The sequence below is a fragment of the Acinetobacter kookii genome (assembly GCF_900096895.1).
Classification (GTDB): Bacteria; Pseudomonadota; Gammaproteobacteria; order Pseudomonadales; family Moraxellaceae; genus Acinetobacter; species Acinetobacter kookii.
Map to the genome: position 1 here is coordinate 643,541 of NZ_FMYO01000001.1, position 25,762 is coordinate 669,302.

Below are 25,762 nucleotides of genomic sequence, written 5' to 3' on the forward strand. Positions count from 1 at the left end.
ATTAACGCTCGATATCATCATTGATATCGGCCACAATCACTTGTTGGCAAATCCCTTCTGCTTTTCGTTGTTGTTCAAATATAGCCGCAGGCATCGCATCAAAACTGTCAAAGAAACAGATTTCATCTTCATTGACATCATAAACAAGGGAATGATTACCCACACCTTCCAAAGTATCGTAATAGACAATCACAAATTTATTTTGCTCAAAGGCTTGCTGGATTTGCTGATAATTTAACGCAGGAAGAATGGGTAAATTCAGCTGTTCAGCTTCCTGGTAACTGAGTTTTTCACTCTGCTGAAGATCAGGGTCAGGATCGCTATAAAACTGGACATGAAAACCAAACTTTTTTAGCCCAACAGCCAAGCCAATGGTGGTCGTACCATTTTGTGCATCATATCCACAGACCTCTACCAGCTGTTGAATATCCGCATCTATTCCTAAATGTTGCAGCAGCATCCATACCGCAAAAATTCCGCCATTTGCTTCCAGACTGGCTAATTCTTCAGGCATTTCCAAAGACATAATAAAAACTCAAAAATATGATTGTGCTGATAATAATCAATTTCAGATTGGAACAAAATCAATTTCCAAGTACAATACTTCGCTAGTCGAGGGATGCTGCGACGTTTTACAGGTACCAAATGTAAAAGCGCCAGGCTCGACGATCGGTCTATCTTTTTCTAGACAGACCAACAACGGCATCCGCGAACTGAATGATCAATTTTTGTTTTTATAAGGAGATCGTGATGAACGCGGTTAATGCTTCATTTACAGATTATAAAGTTGCCGATATTTCCCTAGCTGACTACGGCCGTAAAGAAATCAAGCTTGCTGAAGCAGAAATGCCAGCGCTGATCGGCTTACGTAAACGCTACTCAGCAGCAAAACCACTTGCAGGCGCGAAAATTCTCGGCTGTATCCACATGACCATTCAAACTGCAGTTTTAATTGAAACTTTAGTTGAATTGGGCGCTGAAGTCCGTTGGACGTCTTGCAACATCTTCTCTACTCAAGACCACGCTGCTGCTGCAATTGCTGCACGCGGTATTCCTGTTTTTGCCTGGAAAGGTGAAACTGAAGAAGAATACATGTGGTGTCTTGAACAGCAAATTAATGTCAATGGCAAACCTTGGGATGCCAACATGATTCTGGATGATGGCGGTGACTTGACTGCTCTTGTTCACGAAAAATATCCTGAACTGATTGCTAAAATCCACGGTGTAACTGAAGAAACCACCACAGGTGTGCAACGTCTTTATGAAATGTTACGTGACGGCACTTTAAAAGTTCCTGCAATCAACGTAAATGACTCAGTGACTAAGTCTAAAAACGACAACAAATACGGTTGCCGCCACTCTCTAAACGATGCGATCAAACGCGGTACTGACATGTTGATGTCTGGCCGTCGTGCACTGGTGATTGGTTATGGTGACGTAGGTAAAGGTTCTGCTCAGTCTCTTCGTCAGGAAGGCATGATTGTTCGCGTAACTGAAATCGATCCAATCTGTGCGATGCAAGCATGTATGGACGGTTACGAAGTTGTATCTCCATATAAAAATGGCGTGCAAACTGGCAAAAAAGAAGACATCAACCTGGACCTTCTTCAAAATACTGACCTGATCGTAACAACTACAGGTAATTATCACGTATGTGATTCTGCAATGTTAGATACATTAAAAGCAGGTGCTGTGGTATGTAACATCGGTCACTTCGATACTGAAATTGATACCAACTACTTACGTGGCTACAAATGGGTTGAAGTTAAACCTCAAGTTCACCAGGTGTATCGTACAGAAAATGAAAACGATTACCTGATCCTTCTTTCTGAAGGCCGTTTGGTGAACTTGGGTAATGCAACAGGTCATCCATCACGTGTAATGGACGGTTCATTTGCCAACCAGGTATTGGCTCAAATGCATTTGTTCGCCGAAAAATTTGCTGATCTTCCTGAAGACCAGAAACAGGCTGCGATTCGTGTAGAACTGCTTCCTAAAAAATTGGACGAAGAAGTTGCTGCGGCAATGGTTGCCGGTTTCGGCGGTGTCTTGACTCAATTGACTCAAGAACAGGCAGATTACCTTGGCGTACAAGTTGAAGGTCCGTTCAAATCTGAGACTTATAAATACTAAGTTTTAATCTTTTTCCCTCACCCCATCCCTCTCCCATAGGGAGAGGGTGAAACTCTCACCATTTACATCACAATTTTTATTTTTGCGTGTAAATAATTTGAGTTAAAACCCTGTGTTATTCAGTAATGAATATTCCTCTCCCTTTGGGAGAGGTCAGGGAGAGGGTGAATAAAAAGTATTTATAAAAAAGGATTTAAACATGTCTAAACAGATTCCGATTTCCTTTGAGTTCTTCCCGACCAAAACTGATGCTGGTGCGGAAAAACTTAAAGTGGTTCATCAAGAACTTCAACTGCTTAATCCAGAGTTTTTCTCTGTGACTTATGGTGCAGGCGGTTCTACACGCGAACGTACATTATCCACTCTGGCTGATTTCAATGGTAAAGGTACGCCTGTCGCCCCTCACCTTTCATGTATTGGTGATAGCAAAGAGCGTATTGCAGAATTGCTGGATTTGTACAAATCGCAAGGTATTAATCGTATTGTGGCACTGCGTGGTGACTTGCCTTCAGGTCAGGTGGGTTTGGGTGAATTGCCTTATGCACAGGACCTGGTTCGTTTTATCCGTGAACATTCAGGCGATCATTTCCATATCGAAGTGGCGGCTTATCCTGAAATGCATCCACAGGCAGAAAACTTTGATAAAGACATTCAACACTTTGTTGAAAAAGCCAATGCTGGTGCCAATGCCGCTTTAACCCAGTTCTTCTTTAACCCGGATGCCTACTTCTACTTTGTAGATCGCCTTCAAAAACAAGGCGTGAATATGCCGGTAGCGCCGGGCATTATGCCAATTACCAATGCCAGCAACCTGATTCGCTTCGCAGATGGTACCGGTGCGGAAATTCCACGCTGGATTCGCAAGCAATTGGCCACTTATGGCGATGACACGGCAAGTATCAAGGCCTTTGGTCATGAAGTCGTAGTGAAGTTGTGTGAACGCCTGCTTGCAGGTGGTGCACCGAGCTTGCACTTCTACACCATGAATACCACAGATCCGACACGTCAACTCGTGACCGATCTTGGCCTAGCTTAACTTTATAACTGATTTGTGAGTAATACTTAAATGCCGCGTTTTTATATTGAAGCTGATTTGGCAGTGGATATGCATGTTGAATTAACCGAAACGGTTTTTCATCATTGGGTCAAAGTATTACGTGCACAAGCCGGTGAGAAAGCCACCTTGTTCAATGGACAGGGTGGTGAATATGAAGTTACGCTTATTGAAGTCGCAAAAAAATCAGCCCGTGTTTCTGTCGATTCCTTCAATCCGGATGACCGTACTCCAGCTTTTAGTACCCTGCTTGGACAGGTGATGAGCAAAGGCGACCGGATGGATTATGCCATTCAAAAAGCCACTGAGCTTGGAGTATCCAAAATCCAGCTACTGACTTCTGAACGCTGCGAAATGCGCCTTAAATATGATCGCGACCAAAAGAAAATCGATCACTGGCAAGGCATCGCCATCGCTGCTTGTGAACAATGCGGCATGAACAAGGTTCCTGAAGTGTTAGCGCCTGTATCTTTACAGGACTGGTTAGCCAGTGAACTTCCGACCACAAAACTGGTCCTTGCTCCCAATAAAGATCAAGTGAATGTGCTAGAAAATGTGACACAAGACATTGTGCTATTAATTGGACCTGAAGGTGGTCTAAGCGAAGCCGAAATACAATTATCCAACAATGCAGGATTTATAAACTGGTGTATCGGCAATCGCGTATTACGTACAGAAACGGCGCCGATCGTTGCTTTATCTATTTTAAATTATAATTTAACTGTATAGTTCATCAGAATTTGGATGAATAGCCCCAGATTTGATTGATTTTTTTTAATAACATTATTAATCTTGATTTGAAGTTACAAATGTATATTTAAAATACAATTTAGGTTTTTAAACCCAGCCAATATTTATAAAGTAATTTATCGCAAAACAATAATAAGGTTTTTGCTTATATGTCAGATATTCAAGACGAGTATATTAAACAGCATGTGAGTGCTTCACAAATTAACAATACGGTTCGACTTAGCCGCTTCTTTATTGTCAGTATTTTGATTGTATCGGCATATGTTTATGGTATTTACCAATTTTATTTTGCAAAACCTTCTTTCTATTTCAATCTTTGGTTTATAGGCACTGAACTTTTGTGTTGCCTGTGTTTGCTGATTAACAGTGTTTATTTTAAACCCGACCAATTTGCCTTAGCTCATGCACATCGCTGGCTACAGGTTCAAAACTTAGTGATTGGGAGTTGTATTGCTTCTGGTATGGGCCTGGTTTATTACTATCTACCTCTATACAACCCTGCTTTTAGTCATGTTCATGCTTTAATTTTGTCAGCGCTATTACTGATTGTAAGTCAGGCATTTGCACTGACCTTTTTAACCCAGCGCTTAACCTATTTTTGTCTGGCCTTTATACCTGCTATTTTTCCTTATCTAACCTCACAATTTATCAACACAGAAACATCGGATCCTTTATTCCATCTAACCATTAATTTTGCACTGATTGTCATTTTATTATGCGCCAATATCACCTCGCGTATTCATCAGCGTATTTCTTCACTTTATTCGAAAAACAACCGTTTAGTTGAAAATGCCAAACAACAAGTGTTATGGACGGATGAATTATGCAAACAATTGCAAGCTGAAATTAATAAATCAAAAGATATAGAGCTGCAATTACAATTAAACAATCAGCTGTTGGAACAAAAAGTTAAAGAACGAACCGCTGATATTGCCAAAATGAATGCCGATCTGGAAAATCAGCAACAGAATCTGGTCTTGGCGCATGAAATTGCCGGACTTCGCCCATGGGACTGGAATATCAAAGATCGTGAAATTCTGGTGACGGACTCGAAACAGCAAAAGATCCTGAAGCCCTCTAAACTGCATCATTATCAGCTGCAAAATATTATTCACCTGGATGATATTGAACAGTTCAAGCATGCAATGAAACAGCATTTACGGGGTCAGTCCCCCCTTTATGAAGCAAGCTATCGAATTCAGAACAGCAACGGCAAGTGGAAATGGGTACATGATATTGGCCGGGTCATTGCGCGTGATCCGGTCAATAAAAAGCCGTTACGGATGGTGGGTATCCGTCGTGACATTCATCAGGAACGTACCGATCAGGAACGCTTAAAATTAGCTGCCAGCGTACTGCAGCAAGCGGCTGAAGGCATTTTTATTCTTGATGATCAGCTATGCTACATCGATGTCAATCCTTTCTATGAACAGCTTACCGGCTTTACTCACCAGCATATTATTGGCAAGAATTTATTTGATATTACGGCGAATCATAAATCGCAACAAAGAAGCAGCCACTACTCGATTCTTCAGCAGCTGGAAAAAATTGGTGAGTTTGATGGTGAACTGCATGAAGAATTCCTTTCAGGTAAAGAACAGACCATCTGGATGCACATCAATGCCATTACCGATGAGCAGAACCGTGTTACCCACTATATCGGGATCGTTTCCGATTTAACTGAACGCAAACTGCAAGAACAACGTTTGTCTTACTTAGAGAATTACGATCCTTTAACAGATTTACCGAACCGTTTTTATTACAACTACCAATTACACCAATATTTAGTCAGTCAACAGGATTCAATTAAGCAGCTGGCCGTGATTCGTTTGAATATCGACCGTTTCAGACCTTTAAATGAATTTTTAACCAATAGCGGCGGCGACGAGCTGTTACGCCAAGTTGCACAGAGACTGCGACTGACCAATGCCGAAGCCTTATTTGTGGCACATCTGAATGGCGATGATTTTGCAATTGTGTATGAAATTTCACCTATTCACCCGTCGATTCAACAACACTGTGAGCACATCAGCAAGGCTTTCTCTTTACCGTTTAACATTTTCGGTCAGGACCACATTATTACCCTGTCCATGGGCGTTGCATTCTATCCGGAAAATGGACGCCAGCTGGATTATCTGAATAATTGCGCTGAGCAGGCCTTGGCTGAAGCAAAAAACCTGGGCGGCAATACCTGTCGTTTTTATTCCAATAACAATACCGCTTTACTTGAGCAAGGCATTTATCTGGAACGAGATTTGCGCCATGCCATCAATAATAATGAGCTGATTGTTTACTATCAGCCGAAAATTAATTTCAGTGATCGAAATATTTACGGTTTTGAAGCACTGGTTCGCTGGAATCATCCCAGCAAGGGAATTATTCCACCGAACCTGTTCATTCCCCTGGCAGAACAGACCAGTTTAATTTCGGATATTGGCCGGATTGTGATTCAACAAACTGCCAAACAAATCCGCTACTGGAACAATATCGGTTTTGACAATATTTGCGTATCCGTCAATGTGGTTGCACAGCAACTACAACGCGGACAGTTGCTGGAAGACCTGGATCATGCCATCCACACCTATAACATTTGCGGTTCCAGCCTCGAACTTGAAATTACCGAATCATCGTTACTGGAAAATTCGGTTACGGTGAAAAACCTGTTGAATGAAATTAAAAAACGTAAAATTCACATTTCGCTCGATGATTTTGGCACAGGCTACTCTTCCCTGGCTTATCTTGCCGATTTTCCAATTGATATACTTAAAATAGATCGCAGTTTTGTTTCCAAAATCGGACAAAACAAACAGGAAGCCATTGTCAGTGCCATGATTGCCATGGGCAAGGCCATGGGTATGATGGTCGTTGCAGAAGGCATTGAAACCAAGCAACAGCTAGAGTATCTGCAAGACCTGGAATGTGATATTGCTCAAGGTTTCCTCTTTTCCAAGCCGCTTCCTGAAAAAGAAGCAACCACATACCTGGAACAGCACCGACTTATACCTTCTTGATATAAGTCAACCTCTCGCCCCCCTAACTTTGCTTGAAAAAGACACATCCGCGACTGTGATAAGGTCGCAACAAATGTTATATTCGATGCAACCAAGCAGAAACCAGCATCTTTGCTGAATTACTCCAGTAACATACGAGATACAGATGGAAGATCAATCTTTAAAACAACAGGCATTGTATTATCACGAATTCCCAACACCAGGAAAAATCAGCGTCACGCCTAGCAAGCAACTGGTCAACCAACGTGACTTAGCGCTTGCCTACTCTCCAGGTGTTGCCGCACCATGTTTAGAGATTGAACGTGATCCTTCAACTGCTGCCCTTTATACGGCTCGTGGTAACCTTGTGGCCGTTGTCAGTAATGGTACAGCTGTTCTAGGATTAGGCAACATTGGCCCTCTAGCCTCTAAACCTGTGATGGAAGGTAAAGGCGTACTGTTCAAAAAATTCGCCGGTGTCGATGTATTCGATATTGAAATTGCTGAAAACGACCCGGACAAAATTGTCGACATCGTGGCTGCGCTAGAACCTACTTTTGGTGGTATCAACCTTGAAGATATCAAGGCACCAGAATGTTTCTATATCGAGCAAAAACTTCGTGAACGCATGAACATTCCGGTGTTCCATGACGACCAGCACGGTACGTCTATTATCGTGGGTTCTGCACTTCTAAACGCATTACAGTTAAACGGCAAAAAAATTGAAGAGATTAAAATTGTCGCTTCAGGTGCAGGCGCAGCAGCACTGTCTTGCTTAAATCTTCTTTGTGCCCTGGGTGCTAAAAAAGAGAATATCATCGTTGCCGATTCACGTGGCCTGCTAACCACTCAGCGTGAAGGTCTGGATGAATCTAAAAAAGCCTACGTGCAAGACATCACCGCGACTCAGCTTGGTGAAGTACTTGAAGGTGCGGATATGTTCCTGGGTCTGTCAGCTGCCGGTATTCTCACCAAAGAAATGGTGAAAACCATGGCTGCCGATCCAATTATTTTTGCCTTGGCAAACCCGGATCCAGAAATTCTGCCTGAACATGCGCATGAAGTTCGTGATGACGTGATCATGGCAACCGGCCGTTCAGATTATCCAAACCAGGTGAACAACGCACTTTGCTTCCCTTATATCTTCCGTGGTGCACTTGACGTTGGCGCAACCACCATCAATGAAGAAATGAAGATTGCCTGTGTACATGCCATTGCGCGCATGGCACATGTTGAAGCAGATGCCGCATCGTATGGTGAAAAATCAGCATCATTTGGCCGTGATTATTTAATTCCGCGTCCATTGGATCAACGCTTGATTCTTGAAATTGCTCCTGCAATTGCACAGGCAGCGATGGATTCTGGCGTAGCAACCCGTCCAATCAAGGATTTCTCTGCATACCGTCAACGTCTGTCTGAGTTTGTGTACAACTCTGCATTCATGATGAAACCAATTTTTGCTCAGGCGAAAACTGATCCTAAGCGTATTGCCTATGCTGAAGGTGAAGACCTGCGTGTACTTCGTGCCGTACAAATTGCGGTGGATGAAGGCTTGGCTAAACCGATTCTGGTTGGTCGCCCTGCAGTGATTGAAGCAAACATTAAAAAATTGGGTCTACGTCTTGAAGATGGTGTAAACATCACCATCATCGACCAAGAAAAGAACCCACATTACGAAATGTTTGCTGATGACTACTACAGCATCATGCAACGTAAAGGTGTAACACCGGAATATGCACAACGTGAAGCGCGTCGCCGCTCTACCTTAATCGCATCTATGCTGGTCAAACACGGTCTTGCAGACGGTATGTTATGTGGTACGTATTCAAGCTACGACATCCACCTGGACTTTGTAAGCAACGTCATTGGTAAGAAAGAAGGTCATAACACATTCTTCACGCTGAATGCCTTAATGCTTGAAGACCGTAACCTGTTCATTGCAGATACCTATATCAACCGTAACCCGACAGCTGAACAGCTTGCTGAAATGACCATTCTGGCTGCTGAAGAAGTACGTCGTTTTGGTGTAACACCACGTATCGCGCTTCTCTCTCACTCAAGCTTCGGTAGCGACCAAGATGACTTAAGCGCGCAAAAAATGCGTAAAGTATATGACATCTTGTCTGAAATCGCGCCTGAACTGGAAGTTGAAGGTGAAATGCACGGTGATGCGGCGCTTGACGAAAATATCCGTCAATTCGCATTCCCGAATTCGCGTTTCAAAGGTTCTGCAAACTTGTTGATTATGCCAAATCTGGATGCAGCCAATATTTCGTTTAACCTGTTGAAATCAACTTCAGGCAATAACGTCACCATTGGCCCTATCCTGTTAGGTGCATCTAAACCTGTCCACATCCTGACACCAACTACGACTACACGTCGTCTGGTGAACATGACAGCATTAACCGTTGCTGAAATTCAGGAAAACGAAAAGTCAGCACTTTGATTTAGTCCGCTAGATCACATTTTGTGACTTGAGAAAACCTCTATTCTGTAGCATGATTGCTTGAAGAATAGAGGTTTTTTCATGCAAGTTTATTTAGTAGGCGGTGCGGTTCGAGATCACTTGCTCGGGCATCCCTATCACGAAAAAGATTATGTTGTGGTCGGTGCAACACCGGAACAGCTTCTTGCTCAGGGCTATCAGCCGGTGGGCAAGGATTTTCCTGTATTTATACATCCCGAAACAAAAGAAGAATACGCGCTGGCACGTACTGAACGTAAATCCGGTCATGGTTATCACGGTTTTGAATTTTATACAGACTCAAGCGTCAGCCTTGAAGAAGATCTGATCCGTCGTGACCTGACCATCAATGCCATGGCCATGGATCAAGATGGCAATATTTACGACCCCTATCATGGCCGGCAGGACCTGGAACAACGCATTTTACGTCATGTCTCCAATGCCTTTGTCGAAGATCCGCTGCGTGTGCTGCGTATTGCCCGCTTTGCTGCACGCTATAAAAGTTTAGGCTTTAGCATAGCGGAAGAAACCCTCACTTTAATGAAACAATTGGTGGAATCAGGCGAGCTCAATGCACTGATTCCGGAACGCGTCTGGAAAGAAACTTCCCGTGCACTGATGGAAGAGCATGCCGATGAATACTTTGCTGTTTTACGTGCCTGTGGTGCGTTAAAAGTCCTGTTCCCGGAGCTGGATGCTTTATACGGTATTCCTCAGCGTCCTGAATATCATCCGGAAATTGACAGTGGCATTCATACCATGATGTCATTACAACAGGCCTGTAAAGCCAACTATTCTTTAGATGTGCGCTTTGCTGTGCTGGTTCACGACCTGGGCAAGGCCCTGACACCAGCTGATGAATTACCGCGCCATATCATGCACGAAGAACGCGGGGTAAAACCGGTGACTGAGCTCTGTGACCGTCTGAAAGTTCCAACCAATACCAAACAGCTGGCGATTGCGGTCTGTAAAGAACATTTAAAATGCCATCAGGCTTTAAGCCTGAAACCGGGTACTTTATGGCGTTTATTGCAACGTCTGGATGTGCTGCGCCGCCCTGAACGTGTTGAAGCATTTATACAGGCTTGTGAATGTGACTCCCGTGGCCGTTTAGGTCTGGAAGATCGTGAATATCCTCAGGCAGCTTATGTACTTGAGGCAATGGACGTGGTACGTAATATCAAGGCACAGGATTTACCGCCTGATATTCAGGGACCCGATATTGGCGAAATGCTGATTGAGCGTCGCATTAAAGCTTTGGCTGAATTGAAAGCGCATCATACGGCTCTTGCTGAATAAGCATGTTCCTAAATAAAAAGGCTCCGATTGGAGCTTTTTTATCTTTAGCCATCTCCCTAAATCCCTCTTTTCCAAAAAGGGACTTCTCCTCTTTCATAAAGGGGTTTAGGAGGAATTTTGGCTGATCAATAAATATGAGCCATGGCTTAAATCAAGAAACATCCGCCGGGAAAGTAATGACTTTTTCAAGCTTCATTTGCTCTGTAGCGACCATCAATAAACGGTCAATGCCTAAAGCAATACCGGAACACTCTGTCATGTGGGGTAATGCCGCCAGTAAATATTCATCAATCGGCATGACATGTAAGCCCAGTTTTGCACGTTCGGCATTATCCGCTTCAAAACGGGAACGCAGTACATTGGCATCAATCAGCTCATCATAAGCATTGGCCAATTCCAGACCTTCAATATACAGCTCGAAGCGGGCAGCCACCAGTTCCCCATCCTCATCAACTTTGGTTTTGGCCAATGACGCCAGTTCAGGCGGAAAATCGGTTAAAAATACTGGCGTGTCAAAACCCAGGCTCGGTTCAACAAAGTGTGAAAATAACAGGTCAATATAACCCAGGCGATCATCACCCAAGTCCAGATTGAGACCAACCCGGTTACAGCAATCTTTCAGTTCTTTTAAGCCGGCTTGTAATGGATTGATATTCAAACGTTCCATAAAGGCATGCTTATAACTTAAAATGGTTGGACGGACTTCTCCAAACCGGGTTTTAAGGGTGACATTTAACAGGTCCGTGACTTCAAACATCAAATCTTTCAGGCTGAAGCCGGGACGATACCATTCCAGCATGGTGAACTCGCTATTGTGTTTACGCCCATGTTCGTCGTCACGGAAAACTTTGCAGATTTGATAGATCGGACCGCTGCCACTGGCCAACAGCCGTTTCATGGCAAACTCGGGTGAGGTTTGCAGATAATGGATCTGCTTTTTACCGTGTACATGTCGCTGTGCCTGTACAGAAGCCAGATGCACATCCGTCACTCCCGCCTGAGACAGGATTGGCGTTTCAACTTCCAGTACATCCCGTTCGGCAAAAAACTGCCGGATCTGAGCATACATTTTGGCACGTGCCTGCATGGCCTTTAAATCACATGTCGGCTGATACGTTAGCGTTTGGCTCATGCCTTCGGCCCTCCATGTGCGGCCCATTCACGGCGTAAGGAATAAGTTTTACGCAAATAATCAAAGGCTTTTTGATCAATCTTGCCATCTTTCAGGCAGGCCCTCAAGTTCGCATCATCCTGAGCAATATCATAGATTTGGGTTAAATACTGCTTTAACACCGCCTTTAACTCACGGTCTTTAAAATATGGCTCACAGACAGGCAATTGCGTTTCAAATTGCTTTTCAGCCGGATAATGAAAGGTTTGGCAGAATGCATCGTAGATCATTTGCGTACCGCGTGCCTTGCCTTCCAGGCTATAACCCGCGATATGCGGCGTGACCAGACGTACCAGATTTAGCAGTTGTTCTGATATTTCAGGTTCATGTTCAAAGACATCGAGAACGACTGCACGCTGGGTCTGTTGAATATCAGCAATTAAAGCCGATTCTTCGACCACCGGGCCGCGTGCCGAATTAATTAAAATCGCTGCAGGTTTCATTTTTGCCAAAGCTGCAGCATTGATGAGATGGTAAGTCGGATGATTGCCTGTTTTTGTCAATGGCACATGGATCGAAATGGCATCGGCTGTTTTTAACAATTCTTCAAATTCAACTTGCTGCACATGTTTACGCTGTACAAAAGGATCATGACCACTCACGTTCCAGCCCAGAAGCTTTGCCATAACAGCCAGGCGCGAACCGACATTGCCCAGACCGACAATACCTAAAGTAAAGCTGTCATTGGCATCCAGCAGTTCAGGTTTTAAATGCAGTAAAGCGCTAATTACATATTCCGCAACGGCCTGCGCATTACAGCCGGCGGCATTCGACCAGGCAATGTTATGTTGTTCTAAAGCAGTGATATCCAGATGATCGGTGCCTATGGTCGCGCTGCCGACAAATTTTAATTTTGTGTCCTGAACCAGCTCGGCATTGACTTTGGTCACAGAACGCACCAGTAACGCTTCTGCATCTTTCACATCCGCATGGGTTAAGGTTCGCCCTGCAGCCTGCTGAATTTCTCCAAAATCCGCAAAGAAATATTCAGTAAATGCCAGATTTTCATCTGCGACAATTTTCATAGCGCGTTCCAATGACTTGAAGACCGCTATAATAACGCTTGAAGCGAAATCTGACCATGCAAGCAGGTATTATTGGCCAATAAATCAACTTGATAAAAAGGACCGAATTTATTCAAATTCGGTCAAAACAGGAAGCAATTAAATGTCCAGCAGATGAATTAAGCCAGCTCACCATCAATTCTCCATTAATAATACCCTGGACGTTAAGCACTTTAATTTATCACCGGTTTGCGGCCGTTCAACCTTGATGACTCCAGCACCCCAGCCTGCCAGAATTAGTTCGCATTACGGGCTTATTCAGCCCTATTCTTCCAAAATGTGTAGACCGAACTTATCTCTCCTGTTCTTTCCAGTAAGCCAGATACAACAAGGCCCTTTCTATGCGGAAAGGGCACTTTGCTCACTCTTGATTTTTATCAGTCTTCAGATGAATTTACACTCTGGATGAGCCATAGCGTAAATTCAGTCATGTCTGATCAGAAATATTTACGGATACTGAGCCAATACTGGTGATCATCCCGGTCATCCAGCTGACTTGGCGTATGTCCAATTGGAAAGGCCACTTCGGCATTGGCCTGGATATTCCATGCACTGCTCCAGCTCAAGCCCAGCCCGGCACTGCTGAGCCGCGCTGTGTTCTCTCCAGTTACCCCTGTCCATTTTTCTGCATTCAGGGTCACTTCTGCCGTATCCACAAAGACTTTTCCACCCACCTGATGTTGGGCATCGGCAAATAAGCGCTGTCTGAGTTCCGCCGTCGCATAATAGCCCGTTGATCCGGCAAACTGGCTCGATTCATAACCGCGAACGTTGAATGGACCGCCTCCCAGATATTGTTCTGCACTGTCCAGGTTATACGGACTATATTGGCCATACAGGCCCAGATAGCCCTGCGTGCCTTTGCTGCCCAGATTCTGCAAGCGCGAAAGGTTCAGGCTGGCCGTATAATAGTCACCCGCGGTATGGGCCGTTTGTGCATCCAAAGCAGCCGCATCGGCATTTTTGAATTTTACCCGGCCAAAGCTGGTGGATACGCCATATTGAGTCAGCCCACCACCCATCAAGGTGTCAAATTGCGAACCATCCAGCCGTGCTGTCAGTACATCAATATCACGGTGTTTAAAATATTGATTCAGGTGGATCTCATCTTCCAGCTGTTTATGGTCATATTGCAGGGTGAACAGCACTTCAGCATTATTGGTCAACAATGCAGGCTGACTGACAAATACGCTGCTCTGTGCGGCATTTCCCTCTGCACCCAGGGTTTTCAGTTCTTTACCCAGTTCATAATCCAGATAGGAATAACTCGCCCCGGCCCGTGTGCCCATGCCGGTAAAGGTAAAGGCATAACCCACCCGGCCATAGTTCATGCGCTCTCCGGCAGTCATGATATCAAGACTGAGTTCATCCCCCAGACCGGCAAGGTTATAGGCAGCAATTCCTGCAGTACCTCGGGCACGACCGGTGTACTCATTACCGAAGTTATCCGCTCCGACATAACCGCCCAGCAGGGCGCTATTTTCAGCTTGCACATTCAGCTGGCTGCTGCCGACGGTTGCTCCGGGCGTGAGGACATTGCGGGTAGTTACCCCTTTTAGGCGATTGAGCAGTTTAAGCTGTTGCTGCATTTGATCGCTGTTGATGCGTTCGCCCTGTTTCAACGGGGCAACGGTATGTTGCACCAGCCAGTTTTGGGTACAGCTCTGGTTATTGATGACGGTTTGGTCATAATAGGCTTCCAGCACTTGAATGCGGACAATGCCCTGGCTCAGGTTTTGCTGCGGCAAATAGGCACGGCTATAGGCATAGCCGTGCTGCTGATAATACTGGGTGATGCTTTGTGCCACCTGCCACAGCTGATTCAGGTTCAACTGCTGGCCTTCTGCATCGGCAACCAGCTGATGCAACTGGGCTGTACTGAAGCGGCTGTTGCCGGATATTTCAATTTTCTGTACCGAAACTTGTATGTCCGTAGCAGTCGGTGCCGTTCCCACAGCGGGGCTGTCGACCTCCACCGCAGCTTGCGGTTCAGGTATTTGCCCCTGTTGCTGCTGTTGCAATAATTGTCCGGCATTGGGTGCTGGTGCAGCCTGACTGCTGGTCGCGCATAAAGCTAAACATGCACCAATGGATAAAGCCAATAGGTTGAGTTGTGGTTTCATCAATTAGTGCTCCGCTGCAAGTGTCTGGATGCCTGAGGTATTTACCCCACCCTGGCGTAATTCAATGTTGACTGTGTTTAGTGCGTTATGGGTTTCTGGTAAGTAGCGTGGACGTCTAAGTTGGATCGCCTGTAAATAAGATGCGGATATCATCGGCTGAATGTCTGCCGTAGTCAGCGCTGTGGTATTAACTAGGGTGTAGTTTTGCGCATCTGCTCCCCCTAAGCGTAATCCTGTGATATTAACAGTTTTGCCGACACCTACATTTTTATCGCTAAAGTTAGCTGTAGAGTTGGCTACAGTTAAGTCATCGCCAGCAACCATACCCGTAAAGCCTGCTGAACCGGTATTTAAACTTGCAACTGTTGTACCATCATAAATTTTATTGTTAGCTGTAATACCAGTCACCTGATCAATTTCAGCTTTGGCAATATCCAAGGATCCATCTACAAAAATCAGCTCGTAGTTGTCATCTGTACCCGTTGCCTTGTTAATATATGTACCAGCATTTCGAGCACCTACAGAAGCACTGACATCTTCAAGCACAGATTCATCTTCACCATTGACCAAGCCAGAAGCGGTAAAACCTGAAACCGTTTGGTTTTGTCCGTTATAGGTAGTGGCTAAACTATTTGCTGTCACCGTAATGTCTTTTTTAGCAACAATCAATTTTCCGTTGCTATAGCTAATCGTGTAGTTGTTCGCATCAAAGGTACCCCCTGTAGCATTGCTGGCAGTGATTGCATATGCCGCTCCACCATTAACACCCGCTGTCGCAGCCGAACCTGTACTGTTTAGGCTAACCTGACCAACCATTTCTCCATTTTGCAGCCCAGATGCGCTGAATTCTGTTCCATTGAATGTCTTGGTTTCACCATAGGTTTTGCCTGCATCATTGGCCGTAATCGTCAGTGCACGTGGGCTAACAATTAAATTGCCGTTGCTATAGCTAATCGTGTAGTTGTTCGCATCAAAGGTACCCCCTGTAGCATTGCTGGCAGTGATTGCATATGCCGCTCCACCATTAACACCCGCTGTCGCAGCCGAACCTGTACTGTTTAGGCTAACCTGACCAACCATTTCTCCATTTTGCAGCCCAGATGCGCTGAATTCTGTTCCATTGAATGTCTTGGTTTCACCATAGGTTTTGCCTGCATCATTGGCCGTAATCGTCAGTGCACGTGGGCTAACAATTAAATTGCCGTTGCTATAGCTAATCGTGTAGTTGTTCGCATCAAAGGTACCCCCTGTAGCATTGCTGGCAATGATCGCGTATGCCGCTCCACCATTAACACCCGCTGTCGCAGCCGAACCTGTACTGCTTAGGCTAACCTGACCAACCGTTTCTCCATTTTGCAGCCCAGATGCGCTGAATTCCGTTCCATTGAATGTCTTGGTTTCACCATAGGTTTTGCCTGCATCATTGGCCGTAATCAGTAAAGTAGCAGGATCAATTTTCAATGTCCCGGTTCCGCTACTGGCCTGTACAATCAGATCATAACCTTGCTGAATTGAATACAAATCTTTGTTTAAATCGATAGTTACAGCTGAAGGCGTTACATTCTTTTGTTGAGATAAGATCAATGCTGGATCATAAATAGTACCCGCTGGAACAACCTGATAACCCCCACCTTGATTTTTACCATTATAAGTTGTTGTTGTGTCATCATTTGTAATTGTTAAAGAAGTTAAAAAACTTCTTAATAAGGGTGCAGTTTGTCCATCATAAATACGCCAGATTTTGCCAGTACCACCTACTCCGTCTATATCCCAACCTGCATTTTTAAATATATTTAGGTCTTGCATTTGAGCTGTGGTTAAACCTGTAACATTAGCCAGAGTTCCAGAATTATTACCAATTGCTAGAGTTTGTCCTGTAGTTTCATTATTCCAAAAACTATTATTAATATTGGTTAAAGTATTTCCATCACCAACCAAACTACCTATATTTACTAAACCTTTTATATTTCCTGTGACATAACTATTATTTATTTCTAGTGACACTCCATTATTATTAATACCACCAATTACTCCTCCAATATTGTTAGCTTGACTATCAATTGAGCCTGAATAATAGCTATTATTAATAACTGCTGTTTGAGCGTAGGTCATACCCCCCATTAGCCCACCAATGTAACCATAAGTTGATGAACCGATATTTAAGTTAGCATTAGAGAAACTATTTAATATTGATATTGTCCCAGAGTTTGTTAAAGCACCAACTAAACTTCCACAAAAACCTGTAGAACAACCATTAAAAGATCCCGTCGTATACACATTTTTTATAAGATTATTACCCTCTAAAAAACCTGCTAAAACTCCAGAAGACCAAGCTCCGGAAACATTTGCATTTACTATACCCAAATTCTGAATAGTTATATTACTTCCTGATCCTATTAATCCCACTCCCCATTCAGAAGGTCGATTAATTGTAAGATTATTAATTGTATGCCCTAAACCATCTAAAGTACCAGTAAAGCTTACGATTTGTTTAAACCCCGCCCCACTATTCCAATTAACGGTATCCGAAGCATCAATATTATTTCCAAGCAGATATTTTCCACTTAGATTTTTATTCATGTCTTGTAATTGGTTTACATTTAAAATAGCAGTATATAAAGCAGGTCTATTGGTTGTATTTATAGTGCCACTTGGTAAATCATTTTTATTAAAGACTTGGTTGTTGGCAAGATTAAGTAAATAAGGTGTGGTCTGATTATTAGCATTTCCCCAAACCGAACTAAAATCAAAGCCTGTAAAATTACTTTTATCAAACATTTGTGCTGTGGTTAAACCTATACCGCCTGCACTGGTACTTTGTCCTGTTGTTTCTTTATTCCAATAGGCATTATTAATAATTCCACCAGGAGTATACCCTACCAACCCACCTGCAAAAGAAGAAGAATTAGGAGAAGTAGCCCTTACCCCCCCTATCGCATAGGCATTACTAATTGTTCCATTAGCATTATACCCTACTAACCCTCCTGGATTAGCAACACGATAAGAAAGAGAACTGGCAGAAGTATCTGCTGTTATAACACCTGTCGCATATACATCACTGATCCTGCCACTATTCCACCCAACCAATCCTCCAGATATAGCATAATAATCAGACAGTAAAGATATATTTGCCGTTACATCTCCTGTCGCAAAGGCACTTCTGATAGTGCCAGAATTATTTCCGACTACCCCCCCTGCAATAGAAGGCTTGAATGAAATAGTCTCCGATTTTACACTTCCTGTTGTATAAACATTACTAATAACACCACCATTACTCCCAACTAAGCCTCCTGTATACCAGCCACCTGTTACTGTACCCCCTAACAAGCCAATATTCTGAATAGTTGATCCTAAGCTATAACCAAATAATCCCACATAATCATTACTTGGGCGGTTAATAAATAAATTTGAAACTGTATGCCCTAATCCATCCAATACACCAGTAAAAGCCGTCGTAGAACTATTCCCAATCGGATTAAACCCCGCCCCACTATTCCAATTTACAGTCCCACTAGCATCAATATCATTAGCTAAAGCAAAGTTACCATTTAGCTTGGTTCCCATCCCTTGCACGCCGTAAATATCGGTTAATTGCCAAGGGTTTGCAGTAGAACCATCTCCACCCAATGCACGGATAAAGCTACCGCCATTTAAACGGAAATCTTTGGCATAAAAACCTGGCAAAGTTGCTGTATTTTGTAGCCAGTTCCCTTTGCTTAAAGTAAAAGTTCCCACATTGATTGCATCAGTTGCAGAAATATTATTGGCTGCATTTAAAGTTAAGCCACCATTTTGTGCAGTAATTTTTTTATTTAACTGAATATCTTTATCAGCTTGTAAAGTCAGGGTTGAGTTACTTGTCCAACTTAAATCTGCATCTACTGTAATATTACCGTCTTGTGTTCCAACACCAGTTCCGCCTGTAGAAACCGTAACGCCTGTGGTCGCCAATGCAGTCATTAGTGTCGTTGCATTGATGACTGTATCATCTTGAGTTGCCGTAAAACCTGTACCGCTATCCGCCGTATTTGAAATAACAACATTGTAGGGGTCAATCAACCAATTACCTGTTTTTCCACCATCCGAAAGTGTAGAAATTTTAATTTCTTTATCTATATTAACTTTGGCTGCCGAAGTTTCAATAAACCCGCCATCTGCACCGTTTTTCCCTTCAGCTTTGAGTGTCCCGCTAACATGAGTTTCGCCAGACTGCATATCTCCTAAAAGGATGATTTCACCCTTGGCATTTTGGCTTAAACGGTTGGCTTCAATAATGCCGCTGTGATTCACCACCGCCTTGCTTAAGCTGTCTTTGGCTTTGGCAGTTAAATACACGGCACCATTGTCGGCAATAATTGCCCCGCCATTATCCACCAAGCCTTGCAGCACACCTTGATCGACCTGATACTGGGTCAGTGAACCATCCTGTAAGGCCAAAGTCACCTGGCTGGCAGATGTAAGATGCGTTGTGCCATTGGGTGTGCTAATCGTTCCTGTGTTTTTCACATTTGGTGCAATTAAAGCAACTGTTCCGCCTTGTAAGGTCTGGATAGAACCCTGATTTTCAATACTTGCTGTGCTGTTGGCATCACCTTTTAGGGTGTATTTACCATTTTGAATATCGGCATCACTTAAGTTTAAGGTTGACGCGACCAAGCCGCCGACATTGACCTGTGCCGTTTTGGAAAATACGACCCCATTCGGATTGAGTAAAAACACCTGACCATTGGCATTTAAACGCCCCATGATTTGCGAGGCATTACTATCCAGTACATGGTTAATAGCGGTAGAAGACTGGTTTGGCTGATTAAAGTTAACCGTTGCATCCTGGCCAATATTAAAGGTGTTCCAGTGGGTACTCAGGTTTTGGCTATTTTGATTGATATTTAAGGTATTACCGGTTTGATTAAAACTCGCTGAACCTGAATTGATTTGTGCGCCTGTCGGAAGTTCGGTACTGGAAATTGCGGCATGAATGGAAAATGGCAGCATCGCTACACTAAAGAATAAAATTGAACGCATCCATGTGCTGACAGAACTGAGGCTATGACATACAGAACTTTCCGTTTCGCTTGCAGCTGCTTTTTGTGTAGTGCTGCTGTGGCTTTTTGCCAGTTCAGAGACCGCTTGCCAACATGCCAACTGTTTATTCCAAATTACCCTATAAATTTTATTCATGAAAACCCCAAGAAAATCACAGAAAAAATGATGAAATATTAAGCATTAATATCATATTATTTTCGTGATTCATATCACCAAAAATAGGGATTTAAAAACTTTTATCATGAAATATTCTTAGTTGTTTATATAAAAATATCCTGAACATAATCAAATTTTACTAAAGGAAATAAATATCATTTTTATAGTTATTTAACATCATGGTTATTATTTTACTTATTTTAAATTTCAATGTAAAAAAGCCCCTGTTTTCACAGGGGCTTTTGAATTTGGCGGAAGCGGTGAGATTCGAACTCACGGAGGACTCACACCCTCGTCGGTTTTCAAGACCGGTGCATTAAACCGCTCTGCCACGCTTCCAATGGCGGCTATAATATAAATAAAATTCTCACTTGGCAAATACTTTTCTATATTTTTCTTACCAACCGCTTAAAATAAAAACAAAACTTGTTAATCTGCTGAATTTTCAGGCTTTTCATAGCGAATTTCATTCACATACCACAGTTTTTCACCCAATGGAGTGGATACTTTTACTTCATCATCTACCTGCTTGCCCAATAACGCGCGCGCCATAGGCGAATCAATGGAAATATGCTGTGGATGATGATCATAAATTTCATCCACACCGACGATACGCAAGGTTTTTTGCTCCCCTTCATCATTTTCAATATTCACCCAGGCACCAAAATAAACCTTGCCTTCTTGCTCAGGGGAAAAATCAATAATGCGCAGCTCTTCCAGGCGTTTACCCAGATAACGGACCCGACGGTCAATCTTGCGTAATAGCTGTTTATTGTACTGATAATCAGCATTTTCCGAACGATCGCCAAGACTGGCTGCCCAGTTCACTTTTTTGGTAATTTCTGGTCGTTCTTCGTGCCATAAATGTTGTAATTCTGCGACTAGTTTGTCATGTCCAGCACGTGTAATTAAGTTAGATTTCATGATGATTTTTGAAGTTATGCTTACATTTTGCTTACAAGAATGGTCTATTCTATCCCCTATTTACACACAACTAAAGTTTATAAAATTAATTCTTCAATAAAATTAATTTGTTATGTTACATATTTCCAAAAAGTTTTGTACAAAATTTGACAAGTATATTTTTCACCCTTATTATGCGCGCATGTTTTTAAATCGTTTATTTTTTAATCTATGTAGAAATTCTACATGATTCTCCCTTTAATCCTATGTCATTTTGAATGACGTCATGACTGCCCAACCCTTATTGAATTTATCAAACTAGTAAAAGTCTGAGGCCTGTTTGCCTTTGCTTTTTAGGGCATAAATTACTTGTAGCGGAGACAACATGCACAGTAGTTCAACTTCTGGGGCGAGGCTTTGCCTTAACTCATTAACTTCTTCTCTCTCGTTAAAAATTCTTGCATTTAGCACCGTGTTATTTCCATTTCATAGTATTAATGCAAGCAAGTCGTTTCAGTATGATTCTGTGGTCAATGGCAAACAGCTTACCGTTGTTTCCGTTGAAAATTCGACCACCGTATTTAAAGATGGCGCGCACCAGCATGGTTTTGGCTATGACCTGGCGCGTAACTATGCCAACAGCTTAAATGTCAAGCTGGTATTTAAAACCGTACCGGATAATGCCACGGCACTGAAATGGGTTTCACAAGGTAAAGCCAACTTTGCCATGACCACTGCAAATGTCAGTGAAATTGAACAAAAGCGTTTAACTTCTTTTTCAGCAACCTGTGGTGATATCAGCAGCTTGCAACAAAATGGCTTGAATACCAAACTCAACTGGGTATTTAAACATGAAAATGATCCTCTTGCCCAAACTGCAAGTGGCTTTGTCTGTAAGGGTAAACAGTCTGGTGCAATTCGCCAATTGGCATCGTTCTATACTCAGAATGTGGTGCAAGAACATTCATGGGATAGTATCCAGCGTGATTTAAATCAACGTATGCCGATTTATAAAGCCAGCTTTAAAAATACCGCCGCTAAATATGATTTAGATTGGCATTTACTGGCAGCAATCGGCTATCAGGAATCGTATTTAAAACCGAATTCTGTTTCCCCTACCGGTGTTCGCGGTTTAATGATGCTGACCAACAGCACAGCCAAAGCCATGGGGGTCAGTAACCGAACCGATCCGACCCAAAGTATTGAAGGTGGCGCGAAATATTACGACCAGATGTTAACTCGATTTTCAGATGTTCCTTTCCCAGACCGTAACTGGTATGCGCTGGTGGCTTATAATATGGGACCGGGTGCAGTCGATCAGATTCAAAAGCGTATTCGTGCCCAAGGTAAAAATCCGAACAACTGGGTTAACCTGTATAGTTATCTAGAGCGTAACAAGGCCAGCAATGGCCGTTACCGCCAAGCGGTACAGTATGTCACCCGTATTCGTGCCTATTTAGAGCATATTAAAACTTCAGAGCTAGTGAATATTTAATCTCTCTTAATATTCTCCAGATACGAAAAAGCTTACCCCAGGGTAAGCTTTTTTTTGCTTAAAATGACTTAAGCGATTGTTCTTAAGAAAAAAACCTTAAGCTGTTTGCTCAAGTACTTTTTTGAATAAATCTTTTTGCTCTTGGCTTGGCTTGGCTGTCTGTAAAGCCATCAATTGTGACATATCGCCTTGAACCTTGATTTTACCGGTCATGAATGCCTGCATTGCAGCAGCCATATCGAATTCCAGGAACACTTTACGTAAAGTTTCACCATCCATGTTCAATGTGGTTTTCGCATTTGAGGATAGACCTTTTTTGATTACCCCACCATCCAGAGATAATTCTGTATTGCCCTGAGCATCAGACACCACCAGGTTGATTGCTAAATTTGCAAGTGCAGGTGGCAAGTTTAAATCACCCGCTTGCGCAGTTAATGTTTCTACAGTTGAAAACCAATCATCAGTTAAAAAGGCAGGCATGATCTTTCCTCAATTTATTTGTTCATTTGTGTCGCCTATCCAGACAACATCTTTGTGAAGCTATTTTGCTTGAAGCTTGTTATAGCATGTAAAACCGTTTTCTGCTTAACGTTTTTTGTACGATGCGTTCAATTTTTATGTTTTTAATACATTTATTAAATAAATCAGATATATAAAGTTATATAAAATAGACACCAACCCTAAAATTGGTGTCTAGAAACTAATCTTAGTCTGCTGCAAAACCCAGGTTGACCATGTTGATCCGTTTGCTTTGCCCTTCTTCTTCCGTTGAGCAGCTCGCAGTGAAATCAATTTCACGCTGTGCGTCTAAAGCTTCAAAGTCAAACAGTTCACGGTCGGCCAATTGCGAAGGCGATACATTCTGCATAGCACCAAAAATACTGTGTAAGCGTTTTGGATACTGTTTATCCCATTCACGCAGCATGTCATTAATCATGGCGCGTTGTAGGTTCTCCTGTGAACCGCACAGGTTACACGGAATAATCGGGAACTGGCGCATTTCTGCATATTTGATGATGTCTTTTTCTTCCACATAAGCCAGTGGACGAATCAGGATATTTTTCTTGTCGGATGACAGCAGTTTCGGTGGCATGGCCTTCAGGCTACCGCCATGAAACAGGTTCAGGAAGAACGTGGCCATAATGTCATCACGGTGATGACCTAAAGCGACTTTGGTCGCGCCAATTTCCTGCGCAAAGCCATACAATGAACCACGACGTAAACGTGAACACACTGCACAGTAGGTTTTACCTTCAGGCGTCAGCTTTTTGGTAATGCTGTACGTGTCTTTTTCCAGAATATAATAAGGAATTTTATTTTCCTCTAAATAATGGGGCAAGACATCTTCCGGGAAACCGGGCTGCTTTTGGTCCAGGTTCACAGCCACCACATCAAAATTGATCGGTGCAATCCGTTTAAACTGCAACAAAATATCCAGCAAGGTATAACTGTCTTTACCCCCAGAAATACAGACCATTACCTTATCGCCATCTTCGATCATTTTAAAATCACGAATGGCATGACCGACTTGACGGCGAAGCTTTTTCAATAAACGGTAATATGCCGAACTAGTTGGCAGTTCTGGTTTGAAATTAAATCCTTGTTCGGACTCAACTGGCGAGTACATAGACGAGATTTACCCATAAATAAAAATACCGCGCAATTTTATCCGATTCAGCCTGAACAAGCACCAAAAGAATGTAATTTCTGCAAATTGTTTATTACTACCCTTTTCATTTAAAACTCCCAAGTTTATTTTGACCTTATGAGTTCAAATTTTAGCCACAATGCTTACCATTTGTACTTTTCCACAGTTGTCCACAAAACCTGTGGATAACTTTGTGGATTTTAAAACACTTGACAAGGTGTCAGACCTATTATTTAAGGCTTCTATTTAAATTGATCATTTTTTGATCAATTTTATTATTGTTTAAAATCAATAACTTAAGCGTGTCAAGTTATCCTGATTAAAAAAAAATTAAAAATTTTTTTGATTACTATCTCAACAAACAGCTCTTGCTTTTTACAAACTTTTGGTGAAATTAATAGAGTAATACTTTCCATCTTGTTTTTTTTTGTTAAACTCCACTTGTACTATGTTTGGAACAAATGTTGTCTATTTATAAAAATGAAAAATAACTTTGTAAAAATTGGACTTTATTTTTTGGGGTGTGTGGCAGTTCAATCTGTTGCAACGACCAGTTATGCCGGACAGACCATCTATCAGTTAAAAGACTCGAATGGTACGACCTTGCTCACCAATAAGAAAAATCGTTACAACCATCTCAAAGTTGAGAAAAAGACCTACTATCCAGACAGCAATATCCATAGCTATAGTAACTGGGGTTCATCCGAAGCTTCGGTACTCCCGAGTTACAGCCGCAATAAAAATGCTTTTGATTCCATTATCAAACAGGCCGCTTCCCAACATGGCATATCGGAAGGCCTGATTAAAGCGGTCATGCATACTGAATCAGGCTTTAATGTCAATGCCCGCTCCCCTGTTGGCGCACAGGGACTGATGCAGCTCATGCCTGCAACTGCAAAACGTTTTAATGTTTCAAATGCTTTTGATCCCTATCAAAATATTATGGGTGGGGCAAAATATTTATCCTGGCTAATGAAACGTTTTAATGGCAATACCTCACTGGTTCTGGCCGGTTATAATGCCGGTGAAGGCAATGTCGCCAAATACGGCGGCATTCCCCCGTTTAGAGAAACCCAGGACTATGTCAGACGTGTGAGCAGCCGCTTCAGCAACTTATATTCCAATGGCTTGGGTCATAGCTCAAGTTCAGCAAAGTCGAGTTCTGATGCCGGCAAAATTGTTGCTCAATCCGACAATTATGAATCCGCTTCAGCACATCCCCCCCCTCGTTATAGTTCACAGCGTCAAATCATTATGGCATCCGATGGCAGCTTCACCGATGCTCCCGGCTCATATGCCACAGCCCATGCGACAGCTTCAGCAAAAATTTCAATTGCTGACAATTAAATTGTTTTAGAAACTGCATCATTATAGAGTTTTGTTAATTTTTCCTTGAATTTTTAAGACTTACACCTCATATTTAGTGAGATGATTTTTGATTTATAAATCAGATTATTTTTTTATTATAA

16 protein-coding genes and 1 tRNA gene are annotated in these 25,762 nt (G+C 42.7%); 8 read left to right on the forward strand and 9 right to left on the reverse strand.

Annotation, left to right across the window (positions count from 1 at the left end; all coding sequences use genetic code 11):
• Nucleotide 1: 1 nt before the first annotated feature.
• Nucleotides 2-526, reverse strand: coding sequence for a cysteine peptidase family C39 domain-containing protein (locus tag BLP85_RS03140; RefSeq protein ID WP_092818677.1), 525 nt, complete (start codon nt 524-526; stop codon nt 2-4).
• Nucleotides 527-750: 224 nt separating this feature from the next.
• Here BLP85_RS03140 and ahcY point away from each other — a divergent pair, with 224 nt between their 5' ends.
• From ahcY to BLP85_RS03170, 6 genes are all read left to right on the forward strand, one after another.
• The gene (gene ahcY, locus BLP85_RS03145; protein WP_092818678.1) at nt 751-2,133 is read left to right on the forward strand and encodes an adenosylhomocysteinase; all 1,383 of its coding nucleotides are present in this window, start codon (nt 751-753) and stop codon (nt 2,131-2,133) included.
• A gap of 199 nt (nt 2,134-2,332) precedes the next feature.
• Nucleotides 2,333-3,169 carry a methylenetetrahydrofolate reductase [NAD(P)H] gene (gene metF, locus BLP85_RS03150; RefSeq protein WP_092818679.1) on the forward strand — a complete coding sequence of 279 codons (837 nt, stop codon included), beginning with the start codon at nt 2,333-2,335 and terminating at the stop codon, nt 3,167-3,169.
• 30 nt (nt 3,170-3,199) lie between these two features.
• Nucleotides 3,200-3,916, forward strand: coding sequence for a 16S rRNA (uracil(1498)-N(3))-methyltransferase (locus BLP85_RS03155; RefSeq protein ID WP_092818680.1), 717 nt, complete (start codon nt 3,200-3,202; stop codon nt 3,914-3,916).
• A 170-nt stretch (nt 3,917-4,086) separates the two neighbouring features.
• On the forward strand, nt 4,087-6,948 hold the full coding sequence (locus BLP85_RS03160) for a bifunctional diguanylate cyclase/phosphodiesterase (RefSeq protein WP_092818681.1): 2,862 nt from the start codon (nt 4,087-4,089) through the stop codon (nt 6,946-6,948).
• A gap of 145 nt (nt 6,949-7,093) precedes the next feature.
• Nucleotides 7,094-9,373 (forward strand): NADP-dependent malic enzyme, encoded by a 2,280-nt coding sequence (locus BLP85_RS03165; RefSeq protein ID WP_092818682.1) that lies wholly within the window; start codon nt 7,094-7,096, stop codon nt 9,371-9,373.
• Between the two features lie 81 nt (nt 9,374-9,454).
• Entirely contained in the window at nt 9,455-10,690 is a 1,236-nt protein-coding gene (locus tag BLP85_RS03170) for a multifunctional CCA addition/repair protein (protein ID WP_092818683.1), read from the forward strand.
• A gap of 151 nt (nt 10,691-10,841) precedes the next feature.
• Here the strand turns inward: BLP85_RS03170 and epmA are convergent, their stop codons facing one another.
• From epmA to greB, 6 genes are all read right to left on the reverse strand, one after another.
• Nucleotides 10,842-11,822: an EF-P lysine aminoacylase EpmA gene (epmA, locus tag BLP85_RS03175; RefSeq protein WP_092818684.1), complete on the reverse strand. Its 981-nt coding sequence runs from the start codon at nt 11,820-11,822 to the stop codon at nt 10,842-10,844.
• Entirely contained in the window at nt 11,819-12,886 is a 1,068-nt protein-coding gene (locus BLP85_RS03180) for a 4-phosphoerythronate dehydrogenase (protein ID WP_092818685.1), read from the reverse strand. The genes epmA and BLP85_RS03180 overlap by 4 nt, the downstream gene beginning before the upstream one ends.
• A gap of 476 nt (nt 12,887-13,362) precedes the next feature.
• On the reverse strand, nt 13,363-15,048 hold the full coding sequence (locus BLP85_RS03185) for a ShlB/FhaC/HecB family hemolysin secretion/activation protein (RefSeq protein ID WP_092818686.1): 1,686 nt from the start codon (nt 15,046-15,048) through the stop codon (nt 13,363-13,365).
• Nucleotides 15,049-15,051: 3 nt separating this feature from the next.
• Nucleotides 15,052-20,226, reverse strand: coding sequence for an MBG domain-containing protein (locus BLP85_RS03190; RefSeq protein ID WP_092818687.1), 5,175 nt, complete (start codon nt 20,224-20,226; stop codon nt 15,052-15,054).
• A gap of 270 nt (nt 20,227-20,496) precedes the next feature.
• Nucleotides 20,497-20,586, reverse strand: a tRNA-Ser gene (locus tag BLP85_RS03195).
• A gap of 90 nt (nt 20,587-20,676) precedes the next feature.
• Nucleotides 20,677-21,171: a transcription elongation factor GreB gene (gene greB, locus BLP85_RS03200; RefSeq protein ID WP_092818688.1), complete on the reverse strand. Its 495-nt coding sequence runs from the start codon at nt 21,169-21,171 to the stop codon at nt 20,677-20,679.
• Nucleotides 21,172-21,535: 364 nt separating this feature from the next.
• On the opposite strand from greB, the gene BLP85_RS03205 reads away from it, so the two are divergent.
• Nucleotides 21,536-22,645, forward strand: coding sequence for an MltF family protein (locus BLP85_RS03205; protein WP_092818689.1), 1,110 nt, complete (start codon nt 21,536-21,538; stop codon nt 22,643-22,645).
• 96 nt (nt 22,646-22,741) lie between these two features.
• Here the strand turns inward: BLP85_RS03205 and BLP85_RS03210 are convergent, their stop codons facing one another.
• Entirely contained in the window at nt 22,742-23,125 is a 384-nt protein-coding gene (locus BLP85_RS03210) for an SCP2 sterol-binding domain-containing protein (RefSeq protein ID WP_092818690.1), read from the reverse strand.
• 226 nt (nt 23,126-23,351) lie between these two features.
• Nucleotides 23,352-24,272: a tRNA 2-thiocytidine(32) synthetase TtcA gene (ttcA, locus tag BLP85_RS03215; protein ID WP_092818691.1), complete on the reverse strand. Its 921-nt coding sequence runs from the start codon at nt 24,270-24,272 to the stop codon at nt 23,352-23,354.
• Between the two features lie 501 nt (nt 24,273-24,773).
• Here ttcA and BLP85_RS03220 point away from each other — a divergent pair.
• Nucleotides 24,774-25,640 (forward strand): lytic transglycosylase domain-containing protein, encoded by an 867-nt coding sequence (locus tag BLP85_RS03220; RefSeq protein WP_092818692.1) that lies wholly within the window; start codon nt 24,774-24,776, stop codon nt 25,638-25,640.
• The last annotated feature ends 122 nt before the right edge of the window (nt 25,641-25,762 follow it).